The sequence below is a fragment of the Pseudarthrobacter sp. fls2-241-R2A-127 genome (assembly GCF_030209355.1).
In the GTDB taxonomy this organism is placed as follows: Bacteria; Actinomycetota; Actinomycetes; order Actinomycetales; family Micrococcaceae; genus Arthrobacter.
In genome coordinates this window covers 1-15,949 of sequence record NZ_JARVSF010000036.1, presented here as the reverse complement: position 1 = coordinate 15,949, position 15,949 = coordinate 1, and the positions used below count along the sequence as shown (strand labels likewise).

Below are 15,949 nucleotides of genomic sequence, written 5' to 3'. Positions count from 1 at the left end.
CCGAACGCTGGAATGGGCTGGCCTTCGGGTCTATGTTGAGATTATGAACAAGGTAGCGAGCCAGCACTTTGGAGAAATCGATCTGAACCACGGCAAAGATCATCTCTTCGCCGCCAGGCATGAACTGCGCGGCCACCCGCTGGAACTCGACCTGAACATCAACGCCCACGACCACTTCGATGAAGCCGCACTGCGCAAGGTGGAGTACCGGTTGCGCTTCCTCCCCGAGCTCGTGGACGAGGTCCGCGAAATGATTGCGGAGGAACTTGAGCAGGAGGGCACCAGCCCCCAGGAGTACCTGCACTTCCACTGCAACGCGCTCAAGGACGAACACCTGCACAAGGTCTTCGGGGTGGAGGACCGCAGCCAGCTCACCAACGAGGTTTTCCTCAAGGCCTTGAAACTTGGCCACGTGGGCATCTACCCCGGCCAGCCGGAACGCTACTTTGTCCTGGACTTCACCCTCGGCGAGCATTTCACCGACGAGGTGCTGGTGGCCTCCGCGGACCAGGACGGCGTGGTCGACGACGAGATCGTCTGGGAGTCCTGAGGTTAAATAACGACGGCGGCCGGTCACCTGAGGTGACCGGCCGCCGTGCTGTTGAGCGGTGTGCCTGCTTCGCCGGATCCGGGTGGCGTCCGCTGCGCCGGCGGTGGCCAGGGAATGTGCGCTAGCTTGCGAGCTGGGGCCGGGCGGCAGTGTCCCGGCGGGTGACCGGGCGGTTATGGCGGGGCAGGGCCAGCTTGTCCAGCACTTCCAACGCGCTTTGGTGCTCGTTGAAGGTGTAGAGGTGGATACCGGGGGCGCCGGCATCCAGGGCGGCGTTTGCCAGGTCCACCGTGGCGTCGACGCCGATATGGAGGCGTTCGAGGTCGCTGTCGGCCGCTGCCAGGCGTTCCACCAGCGCGGGGGCCGGTTCAACGCCGGCCAGTTCGCCGAGCCGGGTAACGCGGCGGAGGCTGGTGAGCGGCATGACGCCGGGGATGATCGGAATGGTGACTCCGGCGCGGCGTGCCCTGGTGAGGAGGCTCGCATACTGCTCGGTTTCGAAGAATACCTGGGTGATGGCGAAGTCGGCACCGGAACGCTGCTTGGCGAGCAACACCTCGACGTCGTGCTCCTCGCTGGGCGACTCCGGGTGCCGGGAGGGGTATGCCGCCACGCCGACTGCGATTTTTCCGGCGCAGAGCAGGGCTGAACGGCGCTGCTCCACCCGCCTGATCAGTTCAATCAGGTCCTGGGCGTACCGCAGTGCACCGTCTGAATGCCGGCCCCCATCTTTGGGCAGGTCACCGCGCAGCGCGAGGATGCCCCGCACCCCGATGTCCAGCAGTTCGGCGATGATCCCGGCCAGTTCCTGCGGCGTATTTCCAACACACGTCAGGTGTGCCAGCGGCCGGAGGGTGGTCTCGAGCAGGAGTCGGTTGATGAGTTCGACGGCGGTGTTCCGGTTGGATCCGCTGGCTCCGTACGTCACGGAGACGTAGTCCGGCGCTGTGGTCTCGAGCTCACGGATGGTGGTCCACAGCGTCTCGGCAGCAGCCGGTGAACGCGGCGGGAACAGCTCATAGGAGAGTGCTACCGGTGCGCTATCGGAGAGGTTTGGATGTGCTTCAATGGGGCTCGGTGGTGACATTTGCGTCCTTGGCTTTGGGCCATCGGGGTCGCCTGCCAGTGAATGTGCAGGAAACCGCCAATGAATCGAGTTTGGGGAACACGGAGGGACTCCAGCAAGGGCGCAGGAGCGACTGTTACGCCTGGGATGAAGCAGTCCGTGAGCAAATGTCAGGCCCACATGGGGGCACCCACACCCTCCGGAGCGGAGGATCGCTGACACGTTACCTCGGTAACTTGGGTACGACTCTACGAGGGGCCGGTGGTGCAATCAAGTCGGCAATCGAATAAGACACAGCTTTACGGCGCCTCTCAGCGCCGCTGCAGAATTACCTTCGCCCGCGGAACGGCCCCTACCAAGGCCGTTCCGGTGCCGTTCCGCCGGCATCGTCCAGGTACTGCTCCCGCTCGCGGCCGCTGTTCCGCTCCCGCTCCGCCTGCCGCGCACTGTCCTGGAGTTGGTCCAGCTGGCTCTGCCGGGCCTCTGCCGACGGGTCAGGAGCGGGCTTCGTCGATGGTGCCGGTGTTGCTCCGGGCGCCTGCGCGGCCGAGTTGAGTTTCCCTTCCAGCCGTTCGGCGGCTTCCGCCAACCGGCTGCCGGCCCCGGCCTCGGCGTCCGGAGACAAGCACTGTTGTGGTGCCTGCCGCGCCGCGGCCAGCGCGTCTTGGTAAAGCACAGCGGCCGACGCCGGGTCACCGGCCTGCACCCGTGCGTCACCAAGGCGTTCAATCGCCAGGGCCAGATTGACCCGGATCAAACATTCGTCCCCCGAGCCCGCCGGAACAGAGCTGAGCGCCGTTTCGAATGCGGTCCGCGCGGCGCCGTAATCTCCGCGAAGCACCGCGGCACCGCCCGCGGCGAACGGCGCCTTGTGCGGTTCCACCACGTTGGCCAGGCCAAGGCCGCCAGCAGCGGCGTCAACGCCGGCCGAGTCCCCGGCCGCGTACCGGGCGGCAGCGGTGTCGGCGAGGACACCGAGGCTAAGGAGCTTTCCGGCGACGCACAGGGCCAGGAGCACGGGCAGCAGCGTCCAAAGCAGCAGGCGCCGGCGGCGGACTGCGGGCGTCACCGGGTTGCCTCCGGCCGTACCGGCCGCGGCAGTCCACGGAGCCGGCGCAGGACCGCCACCGCTTCCGGCACGACCAGCAGGAACGCACCGGCGGCGAAAATCCAGTAGAGCTCGGTCCGGGCCGCGACAGAACCGGCTCCGTCCGAGTGTTCCGTCTTTCCCGGGTGGGCCTGCTGCATCATGTCCGCCGGGGAGGCGCCCGCGTCGCGGTGCACGTACGGTACGCCCAGCTGCGACGCGATGGTGCGCAGCCGCCCCTCGTCGATGACGGAGCGCGCGTCCCCTGCGCGGTTGTCCTGAACATAGCCGCTGTGCGTGCCGGCCCCGGTACCGCCGCCGGTGCCGTCGTTGGGGTCCAGGCCGGTGTTTTCCTTCATCCGGCCCCCTTCCGCCGTGCCATAGCCGAGAACCGCTCCCCCAGCCACCAGGCCGGCGTCGAACGCCATTGCTTCGGGTTCCTTGCCGCTGGTTTGTTCGCCGTCTCCCAGGTAGAACACCAGCCGCGGGCGGCCCGGGTGGCTGTCCCGGGCGGCCGCCAGCCGCTCAGCGAGGACCTGCCGGGCAGCAGTGATGCTGCTGCCCTTGGCGTAGGCGGTGACCTGGGGTTCCAGGACATCGGTGATGGTCTCCAGGGCCAAGGTATCGGTGCTCAACGGCATCCGGACGTGGGCGGTGGTGTCGAACGTGATCACTGAAAAGCGGGCGCCCGGCAGCTTTTCCGCAATGGCCTTGATGTCCTTGCGTACGCCCTCAAGCCGCGGGGTGGCTCCGGCGTAGTCCTCGGCCACCATGCTGGTGGTGGTGTCCACCACGAAGAACACATTGAGGTCCGTCGAGGCGGCCTGCACTGTTCCCCCGGGCAGGCCGGGGCGAAGGGCGGCTGCCCCCAGGAGCACGACGACGGCGGTCCGCCTGAGCCACGCACGGCGGCCCGGCTGTGGCCGCCGGGGTGGCGTACCTTGCCGTCCGCGCCCGGGTGGTGGCTGCACCTGCCACAACGCTGCGCAGAGCACCAGTGCGGACAGCACCGCAGCAGCCAGTGGCACTCCCGGGACCTCCGTCACCACCGCCCGCGGCGCGCCCTGGATTGCAGCGGTCTCGGTCTTTTCGACGCCCGCCACGATGCCCGCTATCGCCTCAGGGTTGTCCAGGGCGTAGTAGGAACCGCCCGTGGACTCCGCCGCGGCCCGCAGCCGGGCTCCCGGCTGGTCCGCAGCGGTGCCGTAGTCCACGTCGCCGGGGTTCAGTGCGTAGACGCGCACCGACCGGTCCTTGGCCAGTTGCGCCGCCTGATCCAAAGTCATGATCGGAGTGCCGGAGAGGAAGTTGTCCGTGGCCAGTACCACCGACCGCGAGCGCTGCGGCGCGGTGCCGCCCGCCCCGGCGGAGCCTTGGAAGCTGTTCAGGCAGGACGCCAGGCCGTCACCAATCAACGAGGAACCACGGCCGCTCCAGGTTCCGTCAAGGAACCCGGAGCTGCCGGGCTTGCCGTCGAAAGCGTCCCTTGCGAGCTGGAGCTGCTCCTGGGCGTAGGCGTAGTCGTCCGTCAGCGGGAACACCTGGATGGCGCTGCTGTCGAAAATGGTCAGGCCGATCCGCTCGCCGTTGAATTGCCTGGCCAGGCCGGAGAAGACATCCACCACGGCGGCGTCGGCGCTGCTCATGGAGCCGGATGCGTCCAGGCACAGCATGATGTCCCGGTTATGCTGCTCCGCCCTGGTGGTTGCCACATCCACGGGGCGGGCCGCGGCCACCGCTGTCGAGGCCAGGAGCAGGGCGCACGCGGCTCCAGCCAGGAGCAGCCATCTCCGGTGCCGCCGAAGGGCTGCCTGGTATTCCGGCAGCGCGGTGAGCCGGTCTGCGTGGGCAACCGGCCGGCGTCGTGCGCCTGGCTTACCGGTTTGCCGCAGCCCGGCCCATACGGCCCACGCCACGGCAGCGGCCGCTGGCAGGAGCACCCACCACAACATCAGTTCCATGTGCGCACCGCCGCCGCCGCCCGTGCCGCGGACGCGCCCACGGAGGCCAGCGGACCGGGCCCGAATTCAGCCGGGTACAACGCCTCGACGGCATCTGCGGCCGCGGGCAGCGGATGCTGCGCCAGGTCCTGCTGCGTCATCCGGGTGGCATCCACCCCGGTGGCGTCCCGGACAAACCCGCGCAGGAGCAGACTGATCTGCTGGTGCGCGGCCCGTGCCTCGAGGGTGCCGGCCGCGGCATCACGGTCCACGTCCTGGATGCGCTGCAGGTAGGCGGCCTTGAGGGCCGGGAGGTCGGTCAGGGCTGGGCGCGTCGGCGCGGCAAGGGACGTGGGAGCAGCACGGGTGCTCCACCACAGATAGGCGTACCAGCCGGCCACCAGTGCCAGGATGGCCGCTCCGCACCATACCCATGCGGGGTTGTAGGGCAGCGGTCCGTAGAAGCCGGGGTCAGCCTGCACGCCGGTGCCTTTCCAGCAGGGCAAACAAGCCGGTGATGACGTCGTCGCTGGCCGCCACGTCCCCCTCCGTGATCCCGGCGGCACGCAACATGGCCTTGCGGTCCGTGTCGCGTTGGGCAACGGCCGTGGCGTAGGCGGCTGCCACCGCTGCCGACGCCGCCGGCTGCCAGGCCAGGAGCGCGGCATCGGCCACGCTGTAGGAATCCGCGGTGGAAGATTCCGCTGCTTCCGGGTTGGACGGTGCCAGGTCCGCGTCCCGGACCGTCAGCCAGAGTATTTCGTGCTGCGCGCGGAGCCGGCGGAGCAGTTGGCCCGTGGCGGCATCCGCGGGCAGTTCATCCGCGACGACGAACAGCAGGTGGCGCCCCTTGACGTTGCGGGCCACGTGCTGAAGTTGGTCCTGGAGCCTGCTGGGTGGCCCGTCCAGCCTGGTATGGGCGTCAACATGCCTCAGCAGCCGCTCCAGGTGCTCCTCACCTCTTTTTGCAGGCAGCGACCGGGTGGTGGCGGAATCGCCGCAGACCAGTCCCACCACATCCCCGTGCCGGTGGGCCAAGTACCCAAGGACTCCCAGCGCGAGGATGGCAATGTCCTTCTTTGCTTCCCCGGACCTGGCCTCAGCGGCCATGTTGCGCCCGGTATCGGTCACCAGGAGGACTGTCTGCCTGCGGACCGCCACGTAGCGCCGGATCAACGGCGAGCCATGGCGCGCCGACGCCTTCCAGTCGATGTCGCGGACCTCGTCACCGGGAACGTAGGCACGCAGGTCATCGAAGTCGAGGCTGCGGCCTCGAAAGACCGAACCGTATTCGCCGTCGAGCATTCCACGGGCTTTGCGGTGCGCGAAGATGGCCATCTTCGACTTCACGCGCTGGAGGAGGCTTGCCATGGGTCAGGGGGTTTGGACCGCTGCGACGACGGCGTCGATCACCGATTCCACCGGCACTTGCTCGGCCACGGCGTCGAAGTTAAGGATCAGCCGGTGCCGCAGCACCCGGTGGGCCAGGGACCTGACGTCCTCGGGGATAACGTGGTCGCGGCCGTTCAGCAGCGCCACGGCGCGGGACGCCTGGCTGAAGGCGATGCTGGCGCGGGGGCTGGCACCGAATTCAATGAATCCGGCAAGCCGGGCATCGATGTATTGCGAGGCGTTCCGGGTCACGTACACCAGCCCCACGATGTAGTTGATCACGGCGGGATCAATGTAGATGCGCCTGGCGAGGGCCTGGATTTCGGTGATGGCGTCCAGGGAGGCGGCGGCTGCCGGCTTCTGCTCCGGGGTGAAGATGCCGGCGTCGATCCTGCGGATAATTTCCGCTTCCTCCGCCGGTGAGGGATAGTCCAGCACATCCTTGAGCATGAAGCGGTCCATCTGGGCTTCGGGGAGCTGGTAGGTCCCCTCCTGCTCAATCGGGTTCTGGGTGGCCAGGACCAGGAAGGGTGAGGGCAGGCGGTAGTCCTGGCCGCCGATGGACGTCTGGCGTTCCTGCATGGCCTCCAGCATGGCGCTCTGGGTCTTGGCGCTGGAACGGTTGATTTCATCCAGCAGCACGATGTTGGCGTGCACCGGCCCCAGTTGCGTGACGAAAGTTCCCTTGGCGGCGTCGTAGATCTGGGTTCCCACAATGTCGCTGGGCAACAGGTCAGGGGTGCACTGGATCCGGCGGAATTCCGCGCTGACGGCCTCCGCCACCGTTTGGGCCGCGGTGGTCTTCGCCAGTCCCGGGACGCTTTCCAGCAGGATATGGCCGCCGGTCAGCAGGCCCACCAGCAGCGATTCACGCAGCCGGGACTGCCCCACTACCTTGGCGTCGAAACTGCGGGAAATGTTCGCCACCACCTGCTGCGCCCTGGCCAGCTCCGCCGGTTGGATTCTTGCGGGCACGCTGGTCGAAAGCACTGGTATTCCCCCTGATAACGGTGATGGACTCGCGGGCCGGGCCGGCCGTGTCCCGCCCGCCATCTTATCCAAGACCCCGGGCCCCGGGACGGCAATGGGCACCCCTCCCCATGTGGGCCCGGCAGGTCTATCCTTTTGCCATGATCGAGCTTCCAGACAGTTACAAGGAGTACCTCGCCGGCAAGAACCAGTTGTTCGTCGATACGGTCAGGCCCGTCCTGATGCAGTCCGCGGCGGATAAGCTGCACGGCGTCCGTGTGGTGGACACCCACCACGGCCACCAGGCCCACCTCGACGACACTCTCCCCTTCGGTGTGGTGCTGGAGGATATCGACTAGCCCCTGACAGCTCCGGACAGGGCCAGCGAGTTGCCGGAACCGCGCGCCACGATGACGTAGAGGGCCAGCACCGGAAGTGAATAGAGGATGGAAAACGCGGCCAACTGGCCGTATGCCACGGCGCCGTTCTGGCCGAAGAAGCTGAAAATGGACACCGCCGCGGGCTGGTTGGCTTCCGAGAGCAGGAGGACGAAGGGAACGAAGAAGTTCCCCCATGCCTGGATGAACACGAAGATAAACACCACGCCCAGGCCCGGGCCCATCAGCGGCAGCACAATGGAACGCAGGGCAGCCAGCCGGGACGCCCCGTCCACCCAGGCGGCCTCCTCCACCGCCAGCGGCACCGCATCCATGAAGTTCCTGGTCATCCAGATGGCCATAGGCAGGCTGGTGGCGGACAGGAAAAGCACCGTAGCGGGCAAGGAATCCAACAGCTGAAGCTGCACGAACAATCCGTACACCGGAACCATGATGGCCGTGACCGGCAGGCAGGTACCGAACAGGATGCCGTAAAGGAACGGGGTGTTGAAGCGCGAGCGGTAACGGGAGAGCGGATAGGCAGCCAACACGGCCGCGGCCAGCGTCACGGCACCGGTCCCGACGGACAGCAACACGCTGTTCACGAGCGGACGGAACAGCAACTCCGGCGTAAGGACGGCCGCGAAATTGTCCAAGGCAGGCTGCTGCGGAAGTTTGGTGCCGTGCCCGGCGGCCGGGTCCAGGGAACCAAGGACCAGCCACAGCAGCGGCAGCACGAAACAGGCGCCGATCAGCAGCAGGACGGCATCCGCCACGGCGCTCCCCTGTGGCCGGCGACTTTGGCGTGGGCGGAGGGCGGCCGGCGAGGGAGTCACGGCTTCTGCTCCCGCAACAGGCGCAGGTAGGCGGCCCCGAACACTGCCCCAATCAGGATCAGCACCGAAGCGACGGCGGTGCCGTAGCCAATGTCGCCGAATTTGAACGCTTCCTGGTAGGCCATGACCGGCAACGTGGAGCTGCCGTTGGCGGGCCCGCCTGCGGTCATGACCCAGATCAGGGTGAAGACGGCCAGGGTCTGCAGCGTGATCAGCATCAGGTTGGTGGCGATGGTTCCCCGGATCACCGGCAGGGTGATGAACACCAGCCGCTGCCAGGCGCCGGCGCCGTCCATGTGCGCAGCCTCGGTGAGCTCTGCCGGTACGCCGCCCAGCGCCGCGCGGTACACCAGCATGGAAAAGGCGGTCCCCCGCCACACATTCGCCAGGATCAGGGCCACCATGGGCATGGCGTAGAGCCAGTCGACCTCCGCCAGGCCCAGGCCGCCCAGCAACTGGTTGATGGTTCCGTCGTTGCTGAAGAATGCGTAGGCGGCGAAGGCGGCCACAATTTCCGGCAGGACCCAGGCCGCCACCACGGCGGTCCCCACCGCCGCGGAAACGGCCGGACGCGCCCGGCGCATGAGGACCGCCAGGGCCAGGCCCAGGATGTTTTGGCCAAGAATGGCGGATCCGCCCACGAACAGCACCGTCAGGGCCAGTGAGAGCGGGAACACCGGGTCCTGCAGCAGCCGCTGGTAGTTCTCCAGGCCCACCCATTCCGGGTTCCTGGCGTGCCTGCCGGTGAGTCCGGCATTGGTCAGCGAGGCCTGGAAGGCCCACAGCACCGGGCCGGCAAGGAAGACAGCAAGGAGCACGACGGCGGGCAGGACGGGCAGGTAGCGGGCGAATTGCCGCCTGTGGTGGGGGGCCGGCACCGCTACTTCCGGAGGGTCTTGTCGCCGCCCACGATGCCGGTCACGGCAGCGTCGTAGTCCGCGGCAGCCTGCTCCGGGGTCCTCTTGCCGGTGATGACGGCTTCGGTGGCCTCCTGCACGGCGGCGGAGATCCGCGGGTAATCCGAGGTAGCGGGGCGGTACCGGGTCACAGCCACCAGGCTGGATACGTCTTTGACGAAGGGGTTGGCGGACTGGTAGCCGGGGTCAGCTGCGACGTCGGTGCGGACAGCGATCTGTGAACTCGCGACGGTAAAGGACAGGGAGTTCTTCTCGTTCAGCGCCGTGGTCAGGAACTTGAAGGCGAGATCCGGCTGCTTGGTGTCCGCGCCCACGGCCAGGGTCCAGCCGCCGGACATGCTCACGGCACCCGGCGCCCCGCCGTTCTCCGTGGGGAAGGGCGCCACGCCCATGTCCTGCGCGTACGCCGGCCATTCGTAGCTTCCACCTTTTTGCCAGAACGACGGCGTGTAGGAGCCTTCCACGGTAGCGCCCAGCTTTCCCTTCGGGAACCAGTCCCCGAACACCTTCTTCCAGACGTTCGGGTCCAGCGCATCGGCGGGGGTCACCGCAAGGTTCTCCCCGTAGAGCGTTTGGAGGAAGGTCAGCGAATCCTTGAAGCCTGCGGACCCGACGACCCACTTTTTTGCGTCCTGGTCATAAAGGCCCGCACCGGCGCCGTAGAGCAGTTCATAGAACCCCTGCATCACCGTTCCCTCGCCCGTGCCCTTGCCCGCGTACATGTTGAAAGGAATCACGTCGGGGTTGGAAGACTTGATCTTCCTGGCGGTGTCCAGGATGTCCTGCCAGGTCGCAGGGCGCCAGGGCAGTGCGATGCCCGCTGCCTCGAAGACCTTCTTGTTGTACCAGATGGCCCGTGTGTCGGTGCCCAGCGGCACCGCGTAGGTGCCGCCGTCGTCCGCTTTCCCGGCTTCCTTGGCGCCGGCGTCGAACTTGTCCCAGTCCTCCCATGACTTGAGCCGGCTGTCCAGGTTCAGGAGGTACCCGGCGTCCACGTCCGAGCGGACCTTGAACGTGTCCTCGTAGAACACATCGGGGGCGGTGGAGGGCGACCTGAGGGCGAGGGCCAGTTTGGTGCCGTAGTCGTCGTCGTTGGCCTGGATGGGCTGGAGGTCGATCGTGACACCCTGGTTGGCGGCTTCGAACTCCTTTTTGGCGTCCTGGAACATCGTGTCCAGTGCGGTGAAGGAATCTGTCTTGTGGTAGGCCACCTTGATGGTCTTGCTGCCTGCGGGGTCGGCGGGAGTACAGCCTGAGAGGGCCAGTACCGCCGCGGCCAGCAGGGACACCGTTAGGGATACCCGGCGACTCATGGTCCGGTCAGCTTTCCAGCAGCAACCGCTGGGCGCGGGGCGCGAGCGTATGTTCCAGGACCAGCGATGCCGCGCCGATCGCTCCCACGTCTTCCCCGACGCCGGTGCCCACAACCTCGATGGGATGGATCAGGCGGGCGGCGCTGTTGGTGTCCAGGAGGGACGGGATCAGTTCCAGGTAGCGTTGCGACAGGCAGGTCCAGAAGGGGCCACCGAAGACAACCCGTTCAACATCCAGGGTGTTGGTGACCACTGAAACTGCCCGTGCCACCAGGACGGCGGACTTGTCCAGGATGGCGGCGGCCCGTTCGTCACCGCCGTAGGCCCGGGCGCACAAGTCGGCGAAACTCTGCTTGATTTCGGCGGCACTGTTGGCCGGGGAGCCCGCCAGGATGCCTGCCGCTTCCGCCTCCGCCACCAGCACCTGGGGAATGCAGGAGGACTTGACGCAGCCGCGCTGGCCGCAGTCGCAGAGGGGTCCGTCCGGATCCACCACGATGTGGCCGATCTCGCCGGCGTTGCCGGACGTGCCCCGGACCACCTCGTCGTTGAGGACGATGCCGCAGCCGATGCCGGTTCCCATGTACATGAAGACGAAGCTCCCGGCGCCGCTGGGGCCGCCCGCCCAGGTTTCCGCCACGGCCGCGCTGGTGACATCCTTGTCCACCAGCACCGAGTAGCCGGTTGCCCTGGCCAGCGCGTCACGCAGTTCCACCCGGTCCCAGCCCGGCAGCAGCGGCGGGTCCACGACGGTGCCGTTGTCGAGGTCGATGGGGCCCGGAGCGGCCACGCCCAGGCCTGCGATACGGCTGCGGTCCACACCGGAGTCGGTCACGAGCTGCGCCAGTTCCGCGGCAATGGTGGTGATGACGGCGGAGGGATCGTTCCCGCCGGGGGTCTTGATGCGTGAATGCCGGACCACCGCGCCCACGAGGTCCAGCACCACGAAGGTGGTCACGGCCGGGTCCAGGTGGACTCCCAGGGCGTACATGCCGGCCGGGTTCAGGCGCAGGATGGTGCGCGGCTTGCCCGGTCCGCTGCCCTCCTTGCCGGCCTCCACGATCAGGCTCTGGTCCAGGAGCCGGCGGGAAATATTGGAGATCGTCTGCGGTGACAGGCCCACGATCTGCGCGAGTTCCACGCGGCTCAAACCGCCGGTGGTTCTGCGGATCGCATCCAGGATGACGGTGAGGTTGAAATCCCCCATCCTGGGCAAGTTGGTTCCGCGCCTCGGAGAAGATTGGCGGATCTCAGACACGGTGTCCCCTAAACGTCTTCGGCTACCTGCATACGGTGATGCTTTGAATCGTACGTCAAGGGCGGGCGCGCGCCCACATGGCCGGTTGGCGGCGCGGCGCGGAAGACGATCCACGTCAGCGGCGGGTTGGCGGTTGGTGCCGGGCCGCCGGTGACAACCCCGCAGCCGGCTCAACCGGAGCGGCGGACGCTTCGCGTGATGGTGAACTTGGGGTTCATGCCCTCCACGACGGTGGGCCCCACGTGCCTTTCCAGCGCCGGCAGGTAGGCAAGGTGCCGGTTGAAGACCGTCCACAACTCCCCACCGGGGGCCAGGACGCGCCCCGCCGCCTCGATCATCTTCAGCCCGGCGCCCTCGTGGACGCCGGCGCCCACGTGGAAGGGCGGGTTCAGCAGGACCGCATCGGCAGCGCCATCGGGGAAGGTGCTGAGCGCATCGTCCTGCAGGACGGTGATCCGTTCCGCCAGGCCATTCGCCCGTGCGGTGGCCAGTGCCGACTGCACGGCGGCCGCGGACTGGTCAGTGGCCGTCACGGCAGCACCGGGGAATCGGCGGGCGTACATGGCAGCGAGGATTCCGGTGCCGCAGCCAAGGTCTACGGCGTGCCGCGCCGGTTTCATGGCGGGCAGGAACGTGAGCAGGAATCGGGTGCCGATGTCCAGTTTGGCACCGGCGAAGACGGCCCCATGGGCGGCCACGTCCAGGTCCAGCTCGTCGAGGTGCTCCACTGCCGGAAAGCGTGGCGGTGCCGGCGGCTTCGGTCCGGCGGCCAGGACCAGCCTCGACTTTTGCCGGGCGAGCTGCGGCTGGACGGACGTGAAGAAGCGATCCAGGACTGTGTTCATGCCCAGGGACATGTGTTTCACCCGGCCTCCGGCCAGCAACAGCACCCCTGGGGCCGCATGCCGTGCGACGGCGCCCGCAATCTCCTCCAGCTCCGCCAGGGTCTTGGGCAGTTGCAGCAGGACCGTGTCCGCGCCTGCCAGAAGTTCAGGCCCGAGGGGCAGCTGGACGAATCCCGCACCATCACCGCCGATGCCTGGCAGCCGTGCGTGGCATTCATCGGCGTTCAACCTCAGCGCCCGCTCCCCTGTCACCAGGTCCTGGTGCACGCGCAGGGAGGCAGGGGCGAGGACGGCGGATGCACCCAGGGTCAGGGCGCCGTATCGGTCGCCGATCACGGCAACGGTGCTGCCGGACCGGCCGAGCTGGACAGCGGTCTCCAGGAGCAGCCGGTCCGTGGCGTCCCAGGCTTGCAGGTTGGGCGCTTCAACATCGGGCCGACGGCGCAGGACATCGAATATGTCCGCCAGGGTATCTGCTGCCACCGGTGTCCTGCCGCCTTCTGTTGATCGTCCCGGCCCCGGGTTCCCCGGAGTCACCCCCACGTTACCGTCCCTGCCGCCGGTGCCATTCCGGGCAGCGCGGCGATGGCGGCCACTGCCGCCCGGCCGGCACGGTTGGCGCCGATGGTGGACGACGACGGCCCGTAGCCCACCAGGTGGACGCGCGGCTCGGCTGCCACCTGGGTACCTTCCATCGCGATTCCGCCGCCCGGCCCGCGGAGGTGGAGCGGGGCGAGGTGTTCCAGTTCAGCCCTGAAGCCGGTGGCCCAAAGGATGACGTCCGCCTTCAGGAAGCTGCCGTCGGCGCGGCGGACTCCCTCCGGTTCGATGGACGCGAACATGGGCTGCCGGTCAAGGACGCCACGGTCCCGGGCGGCCCGGAGCGCCGGAGTCCAGATCAGTCCCGTCGCGGATACGACGCTTTGCGGTGGAAGGCCCCGGCGGACCCGGTCTTCGACCAGCGCCACGGCGTCGTGCCCCGCCCGGGTGTCGAAAGGGGCATCCCGCCAGACAGGTTCCCGGCGGGTGAACCAGCTGGTGGACGTGACACGGGAAATCTCGTCCAGCAGGCCCACTGCGGAGATGCCACCGCCCACCACGATCACGTGCCGGCCCGTGAATTCATCGGCGGAGACGTAATCGGCGACGTGCAGCTGCCGGCCGAGGAATGAGGACCGGCCCGGGTAGATCGGCCAGAACGGGCGCGTCCAGGTACCGGTGGCGTTGATGACCGCCCTGGCGCTCCAGCCGCCGTCGGACGTCTCCACCCGCAGCCGGCCGGCAGGGTCCTCGTCTTCCCGCCTGACCGCGCGAACCTTGACGGGCCGGTGTACTGCAAGGCCCAGCGCCGCCTCATAGCCGCCAAAGTAGCGGGTCAGGAATTCGGAGCTGGGCTCTGCGGGATCGACGTCCGGTTTGGGGATTCCCGGCAGGTCGCTGATTCCGTTGACCGTTGCCATGCGCAGGCTCTTCCACCGGTGCCGCCAGGCACCGCCCGGACCCTCTTCGGCGTCGAGCACCGCAAAGTCGAATCCCCGGCGCTGCAGGTGGTAGGCGGCCGACAGGCCGGCCTGGCCCGCCCCGATGACCACCACATCGGTTGGGTCAGGAATCACTCCCCCATGATAGTCGCGGAGGGCAGCGCAGCCTTAGGGTAGGCCCATGGACACTGCAGGAGCCGCAAGGACCACTGGACATGCTGACCGGCTGGCAAAAGCGCTGGGGGTGGTGCTCGGCACGGACCGGATCCCGTTGCGCCTGAGGGCCTGGGATGGCTCGGAAGCCGGGCCCGCAGATGCGCCCATCCTGGAGTTCAGGTCACGGCGGGCCCTGCGGCGCATGCTCTGGTCACCGGGGCAGCTGGGGCTGAGCCGGGCTTATGTGGCAGGTGAAATCGACGCCCCGGGAGACGTCTTCGCTGCCTTCGGGGCACTGAGCTCGGCCGGGAAGTTCTCGGAGCCGGGTCCGTTCCGGCCGCCCACTGCCCGCGAATTGTGGCTGCTGGCACGGACGGCAATCAGGCTGGGTGCCGTCGGTCCCAACCCGGTTCCGCCGCCGGAGGAAGCCCGCATCGCCAAGAAGGGGAGGATGCATTCACGCGGCCGGGACTCTGCCGCCATCTCCCATCATTACGACGTCGGCAACGATTTCTATGCCCTCGTGCTGGGACCCTCCATGGTGTACTCCTGCGCCGTATGGCCGGCCGGCGGCGCACCGGATCCGGAAACACCGGACGCAGGACTGGACGCCGCGCAGGAGGCCAAACTGGGCCTCGTCTGCCGCAAACTGGGCCTCCAACCCGGGATGCGCGTCCTGGACGTGGGGTGCGGGTGGGGCAGCTTCGCTCTTCACGCGGCCGCCAGGTATGGGGTCAGCGTGGTCGGGGTGACCCTTTCAACCGAACAGGCCGCCCTGGCCCGCAAACGGGCTGCGGACGCCGGTCTCACCGGCAGCGTGGAGATTCGGGTGCAGGACTACCGGGACGTGCACGACGGGCCGTTTGATGCCATCAGTTCCATCGGCATGTCCGAGCACGTGGGCCGGGCCCAGACCCCCGCCTATGCCGCAGCACTCTTTGGGCTCCTCAGGCCCGGCGGACGGCTGCTGAACCACGCCATCTCCTGGAACGCCGGGCCCACGAGCCCCGACCCCGACTCGTTCATTCCCCGGTACGTGTTCCCTGACGGGGAAATGATCAGCCTGGGCGAGATGGTGGCCGCCCTGGAAACTGCCCGTTTCGAAATCCTCGACGTCCAGGCCCTCCGCCGCCACTATGCCCCGACCCTCCGGGCCTGGGTCCGGCGGCTGGAAGAGAACTGGGACGAAGCGGTGGCCCTCGCCGGGGCGGGGCGCGCCAGGGTGTGGCGGCTGTACATGGCCGCCAGCGCCCTGGGCTTCGAAGACGGGCTCACCGGAGTCAACCAGGTCCTTGTCCGCCGGCCGGGCGGGGCCGAGCCGCTACTGCGCCGCGATGACTGGCTGTGAGCTTGGGCCGATCCGCCCCTAGGTGTACTCAGTCAGTAGGTTGGTTGCACCTGCTGATGGGTGGTTTGCCTCCGAGGCTGCCGTGGGGGCGGTGGTTGTTGTAGAAGTTTGGCCATGGCTGGAGTGCGTTGGTGCGGGCTTGGTTGGATGTGAATGGCTGCCGGTAGGCCCAGCCTTCCTGGAGGGTGCGGTTGAAGCGTTCTGCTTTGCCGTTCTGCCAGGGGTGGCGGGGTTTGATCAGGATGTGTTTGGCGCCCAGGGCTGCGAGTGCGTCCTGGAAATCGCGGGAGAGCCGGTAGGCGAAGGCGTTGTCTGTCATGACCCGCTTTACGGGTGCTCCGTTGGCTGCCATGGCGGCAGCGGCCCGGGTGAGGAACCCGGCGCAGGTCGGGCCTTTTTCGTCGGGCAGGACCT

General features: G+C 67.8%; 16 protein-coding genes. 3 read left to right on the top strand and 13 right to left on the bottom strand.

Features of this window, described 5'->3' with window-relative positions:
* Window positions 1-43: 43 nt before the first annotated feature.
* Window positions 44-550: a DUF2004 domain-containing protein gene (locus tag QRN53_RS18655; RefSeq protein ID WP_285245301.1), complete on the top strand. Its 507-nt coding sequence runs from the start codon at window positions 44-46 to the stop codon at window positions 548-550.
* A 121-nt stretch (window positions 551-671) separates the two neighbouring features.
* Here QRN53_RS18655 and QRN53_RS18650 read toward each other — a convergent pair whose 3' ends face one another.
* From QRN53_RS18650 to QRN53_RS18625, 6 genes are all read right to left on the bottom strand, one after another.
* The gene (locus QRN53_RS18650; protein WP_285245300.1) at window positions 672-1,637 is read right to left on the bottom strand and encodes a methylenetetrahydrofolate reductase; all 966 of its coding nucleotides are present in this window, start codon (window positions 1,635-1,637) and stop codon (window positions 672-674) included.
* Between the two features lie 331 nt (window positions 1,638-1,968).
* Window positions 1,969-2,685 carry a hypothetical protein gene (locus tag QRN53_RS18645; RefSeq protein WP_285245299.1) on the bottom strand — a complete coding sequence of 239 codons (717 nt, stop codon included), beginning with the start codon at window positions 2,683-2,685 and terminating at the stop codon, window positions 1,969-1,971.
* Window positions 2,682-4,664: a vWA domain-containing protein gene (locus QRN53_RS18640; RefSeq protein WP_285245298.1), complete on the bottom strand. Its 1,983-nt coding sequence runs from the start codon at window positions 4,662-4,664 to the stop codon at window positions 2,682-2,684. The genes QRN53_RS18645 and QRN53_RS18640 overlap by 4 nt, the downstream gene beginning before the upstream one ends.
* Window positions 4,655-5,125 (bottom strand): hypothetical protein, encoded by a 471-nt coding sequence (locus QRN53_RS18635; protein WP_285245297.1) that lies wholly within the window; start codon window positions 5,123-5,125, stop codon window positions 4,655-4,657. Before QRN53_RS18635 ends, QRN53_RS18640 begins: the two co-directional genes overlap by 10 nt.
* A complete protein-coding gene (locus QRN53_RS18630; protein ID WP_285245296.1) occupies window positions 5,115-6,014 on the bottom strand; it encodes a DUF58 domain-containing protein in 900 nt (299 codons plus the stop codon). The genes QRN53_RS18635 and QRN53_RS18630 overlap by 11 nt, the downstream gene beginning before the upstream one ends.
* 3 nt (window positions 6,015-6,017) lie before the next feature.
* A complete protein-coding gene (locus QRN53_RS18625; RefSeq protein ID WP_285245295.1) occupies window positions 6,018-7,025 on the bottom strand; it encodes an AAA family ATPase in 1,008 nt (335 codons plus the stop codon).
* A gap of 140 nt (window positions 7,026-7,165) precedes the next feature.
* Between QRN53_RS18625 and QRN53_RS18620 the strand changes: the two genes are divergently transcribed.
* Window positions 7,166-7,363 carry a hypothetical protein gene (locus QRN53_RS18620; protein WP_502934858.1) on the top strand — a complete coding sequence of 66 codons (198 nt, stop codon included), beginning with the start codon at window positions 7,166-7,168 and terminating at the stop codon, window positions 7,361-7,363.
* On the opposite strand, the gene QRN53_RS18615 is transcribed toward QRN53_RS18620, so the two are convergent.
* The 6 genes from QRN53_RS18615 to QRN53_RS18590 all read right to left on the bottom strand — a co-directional run bounded on the left by QRN53_RS18615 (window position 7,360) and on the right by QRN53_RS18590 (window position 14,166).
* Window positions 7,360-8,157, bottom strand: a complete 798-nt coding sequence (locus tag QRN53_RS18615; protein WP_285245293.1) for a carbohydrate ABC transporter permease — start codon at window positions 8,155-8,157, stop codon at window positions 7,360-7,362. The genes QRN53_RS18620 and QRN53_RS18615 overlap by 4 nt on opposite strands.
* 56 nt (window positions 8,158-8,213) lie before the next feature.
* Window positions 8,214-9,095 carry a carbohydrate ABC transporter permease gene (locus tag QRN53_RS18610; protein ID WP_285245292.1) on the bottom strand — a complete coding sequence of 294 codons (882 nt, stop codon included), beginning with the start codon at window positions 9,093-9,095 and terminating at the stop codon, window positions 8,214-8,216.
* 2 nt (window positions 9,096-9,097) lie between these two features.
* Window positions 9,098-10,447: an extracellular solute-binding protein gene (locus tag QRN53_RS18605; protein ID WP_285245291.1), complete on the bottom strand. Its 1,350-nt coding sequence runs from the start codon at window positions 10,445-10,447 to the stop codon at window positions 9,098-9,100.
* 7 nt (window positions 10,448-10,454) lie between these two features.
* Window positions 10,455-11,654, bottom strand: a complete 1,200-nt coding sequence (locus QRN53_RS18600) for an ROK family transcriptional regulator (RefSeq protein WP_285245290.1) — start codon at window positions 11,652-11,654, stop codon at window positions 10,455-10,457.
* A gap of 221 nt (window positions 11,655-11,875) precedes the next feature.
* Window positions 11,876-13,033 (bottom strand): class I SAM-dependent methyltransferase, encoded by a 1,158-nt coding sequence (locus QRN53_RS18595; protein ID WP_285245289.1) that lies wholly within the window; start codon window positions 13,031-13,033, stop codon window positions 11,876-11,878.
* 50 nt (window positions 13,034-13,083) lie between these two features.
* The gene (locus tag QRN53_RS18590; RefSeq protein WP_285245288.1) at window positions 13,084-14,166 is read right to left on the bottom strand and encodes an FAD-dependent oxidoreductase; all 1,083 of its coding nucleotides are present in this window, start codon (window positions 14,164-14,166) and stop codon (window positions 13,084-13,086) included.
* Window positions 14,167-14,212: 46 nt separating this feature from the next.
* On the opposite strand from QRN53_RS18590, the gene QRN53_RS18585 reads away from it, so the two are divergent.
* The gene (locus QRN53_RS18585) at window positions 14,213-15,535 is read left to right on the top strand and encodes a class I SAM-dependent methyltransferase (protein WP_285245287.1); all 1,323 of its coding nucleotides are present in this window, start codon (window positions 14,213-14,215) and stop codon (window positions 15,533-15,535) included.
* Between the two features lie 28 nt (window positions 15,536-15,563).
* On the opposite strand, the gene QRN53_RS18580 is transcribed toward QRN53_RS18585, so the two are convergent.
* Window positions 15,564-15,949, bottom strand: a 386-nt coding sequence (locus QRN53_RS18580) for an integrase core domain-containing protein (protein ID WP_285245286.1), incomplete at its 5' end; no start/stop codon positions are given.

Excerpts from the sequence above, each read along its gene's own strand:
- QRN53_RS18605 (WP_285245291.1), bottom strand. The coding sequence starts at position 10,447 with ATGAGTCGCCGGGTATCCCTAACGGTGTCCCTGCTGGCCGCGGCGGTA.
- QRN53_RS18620 (WP_502934858.1), top strand. The coding sequence starts at position 7,166 with ATGATCGAGCTTCCAGACAGTTACAAGGAGTACCTCGCCGGCAAGAAC.
- QRN53_RS18585 (WP_285245287.1), top strand. The coding sequence starts at position 14,213 with ATGGACACTGCAGGAGCCGCAAGGACCACTGGACATGCTGACCGGCTG.
- QRN53_RS18600 (WP_285245290.1), bottom strand. The coding sequence starts at position 11,654 with ATGGGGGATTTCAACCTCACCGTCATCCTGGATGCGATCCGCAGAACC.
- QRN53_RS18655 (WP_285245301.1), top strand. The coding sequence starts at position 44 with ATGAACAAGGTAGCGAGCCAGCACTTTGGAGAAATCGATCTGAACCAC.
- QRN53_RS18640 (WP_285245298.1), bottom strand. The coding sequence starts at position 4,664 with ATGGAACTGATGTTGTGGTGGGTGCTCCTGCCAGCGGCCGCTGCCGTG.
- QRN53_RS18630 (WP_285245296.1), bottom strand. The coding sequence starts at position 6,014 with ATGGCAAGCCTCCTCCAGCGCGTGAAGTCGAAGATGGCCATCTTCGCG.
- QRN53_RS18650 (WP_285245300.1), bottom strand. The coding sequence starts at position 1,637 with ATGTCACCACCGAGCCCCATTGAAGCACATCCAAACCTCTCCGATAGC.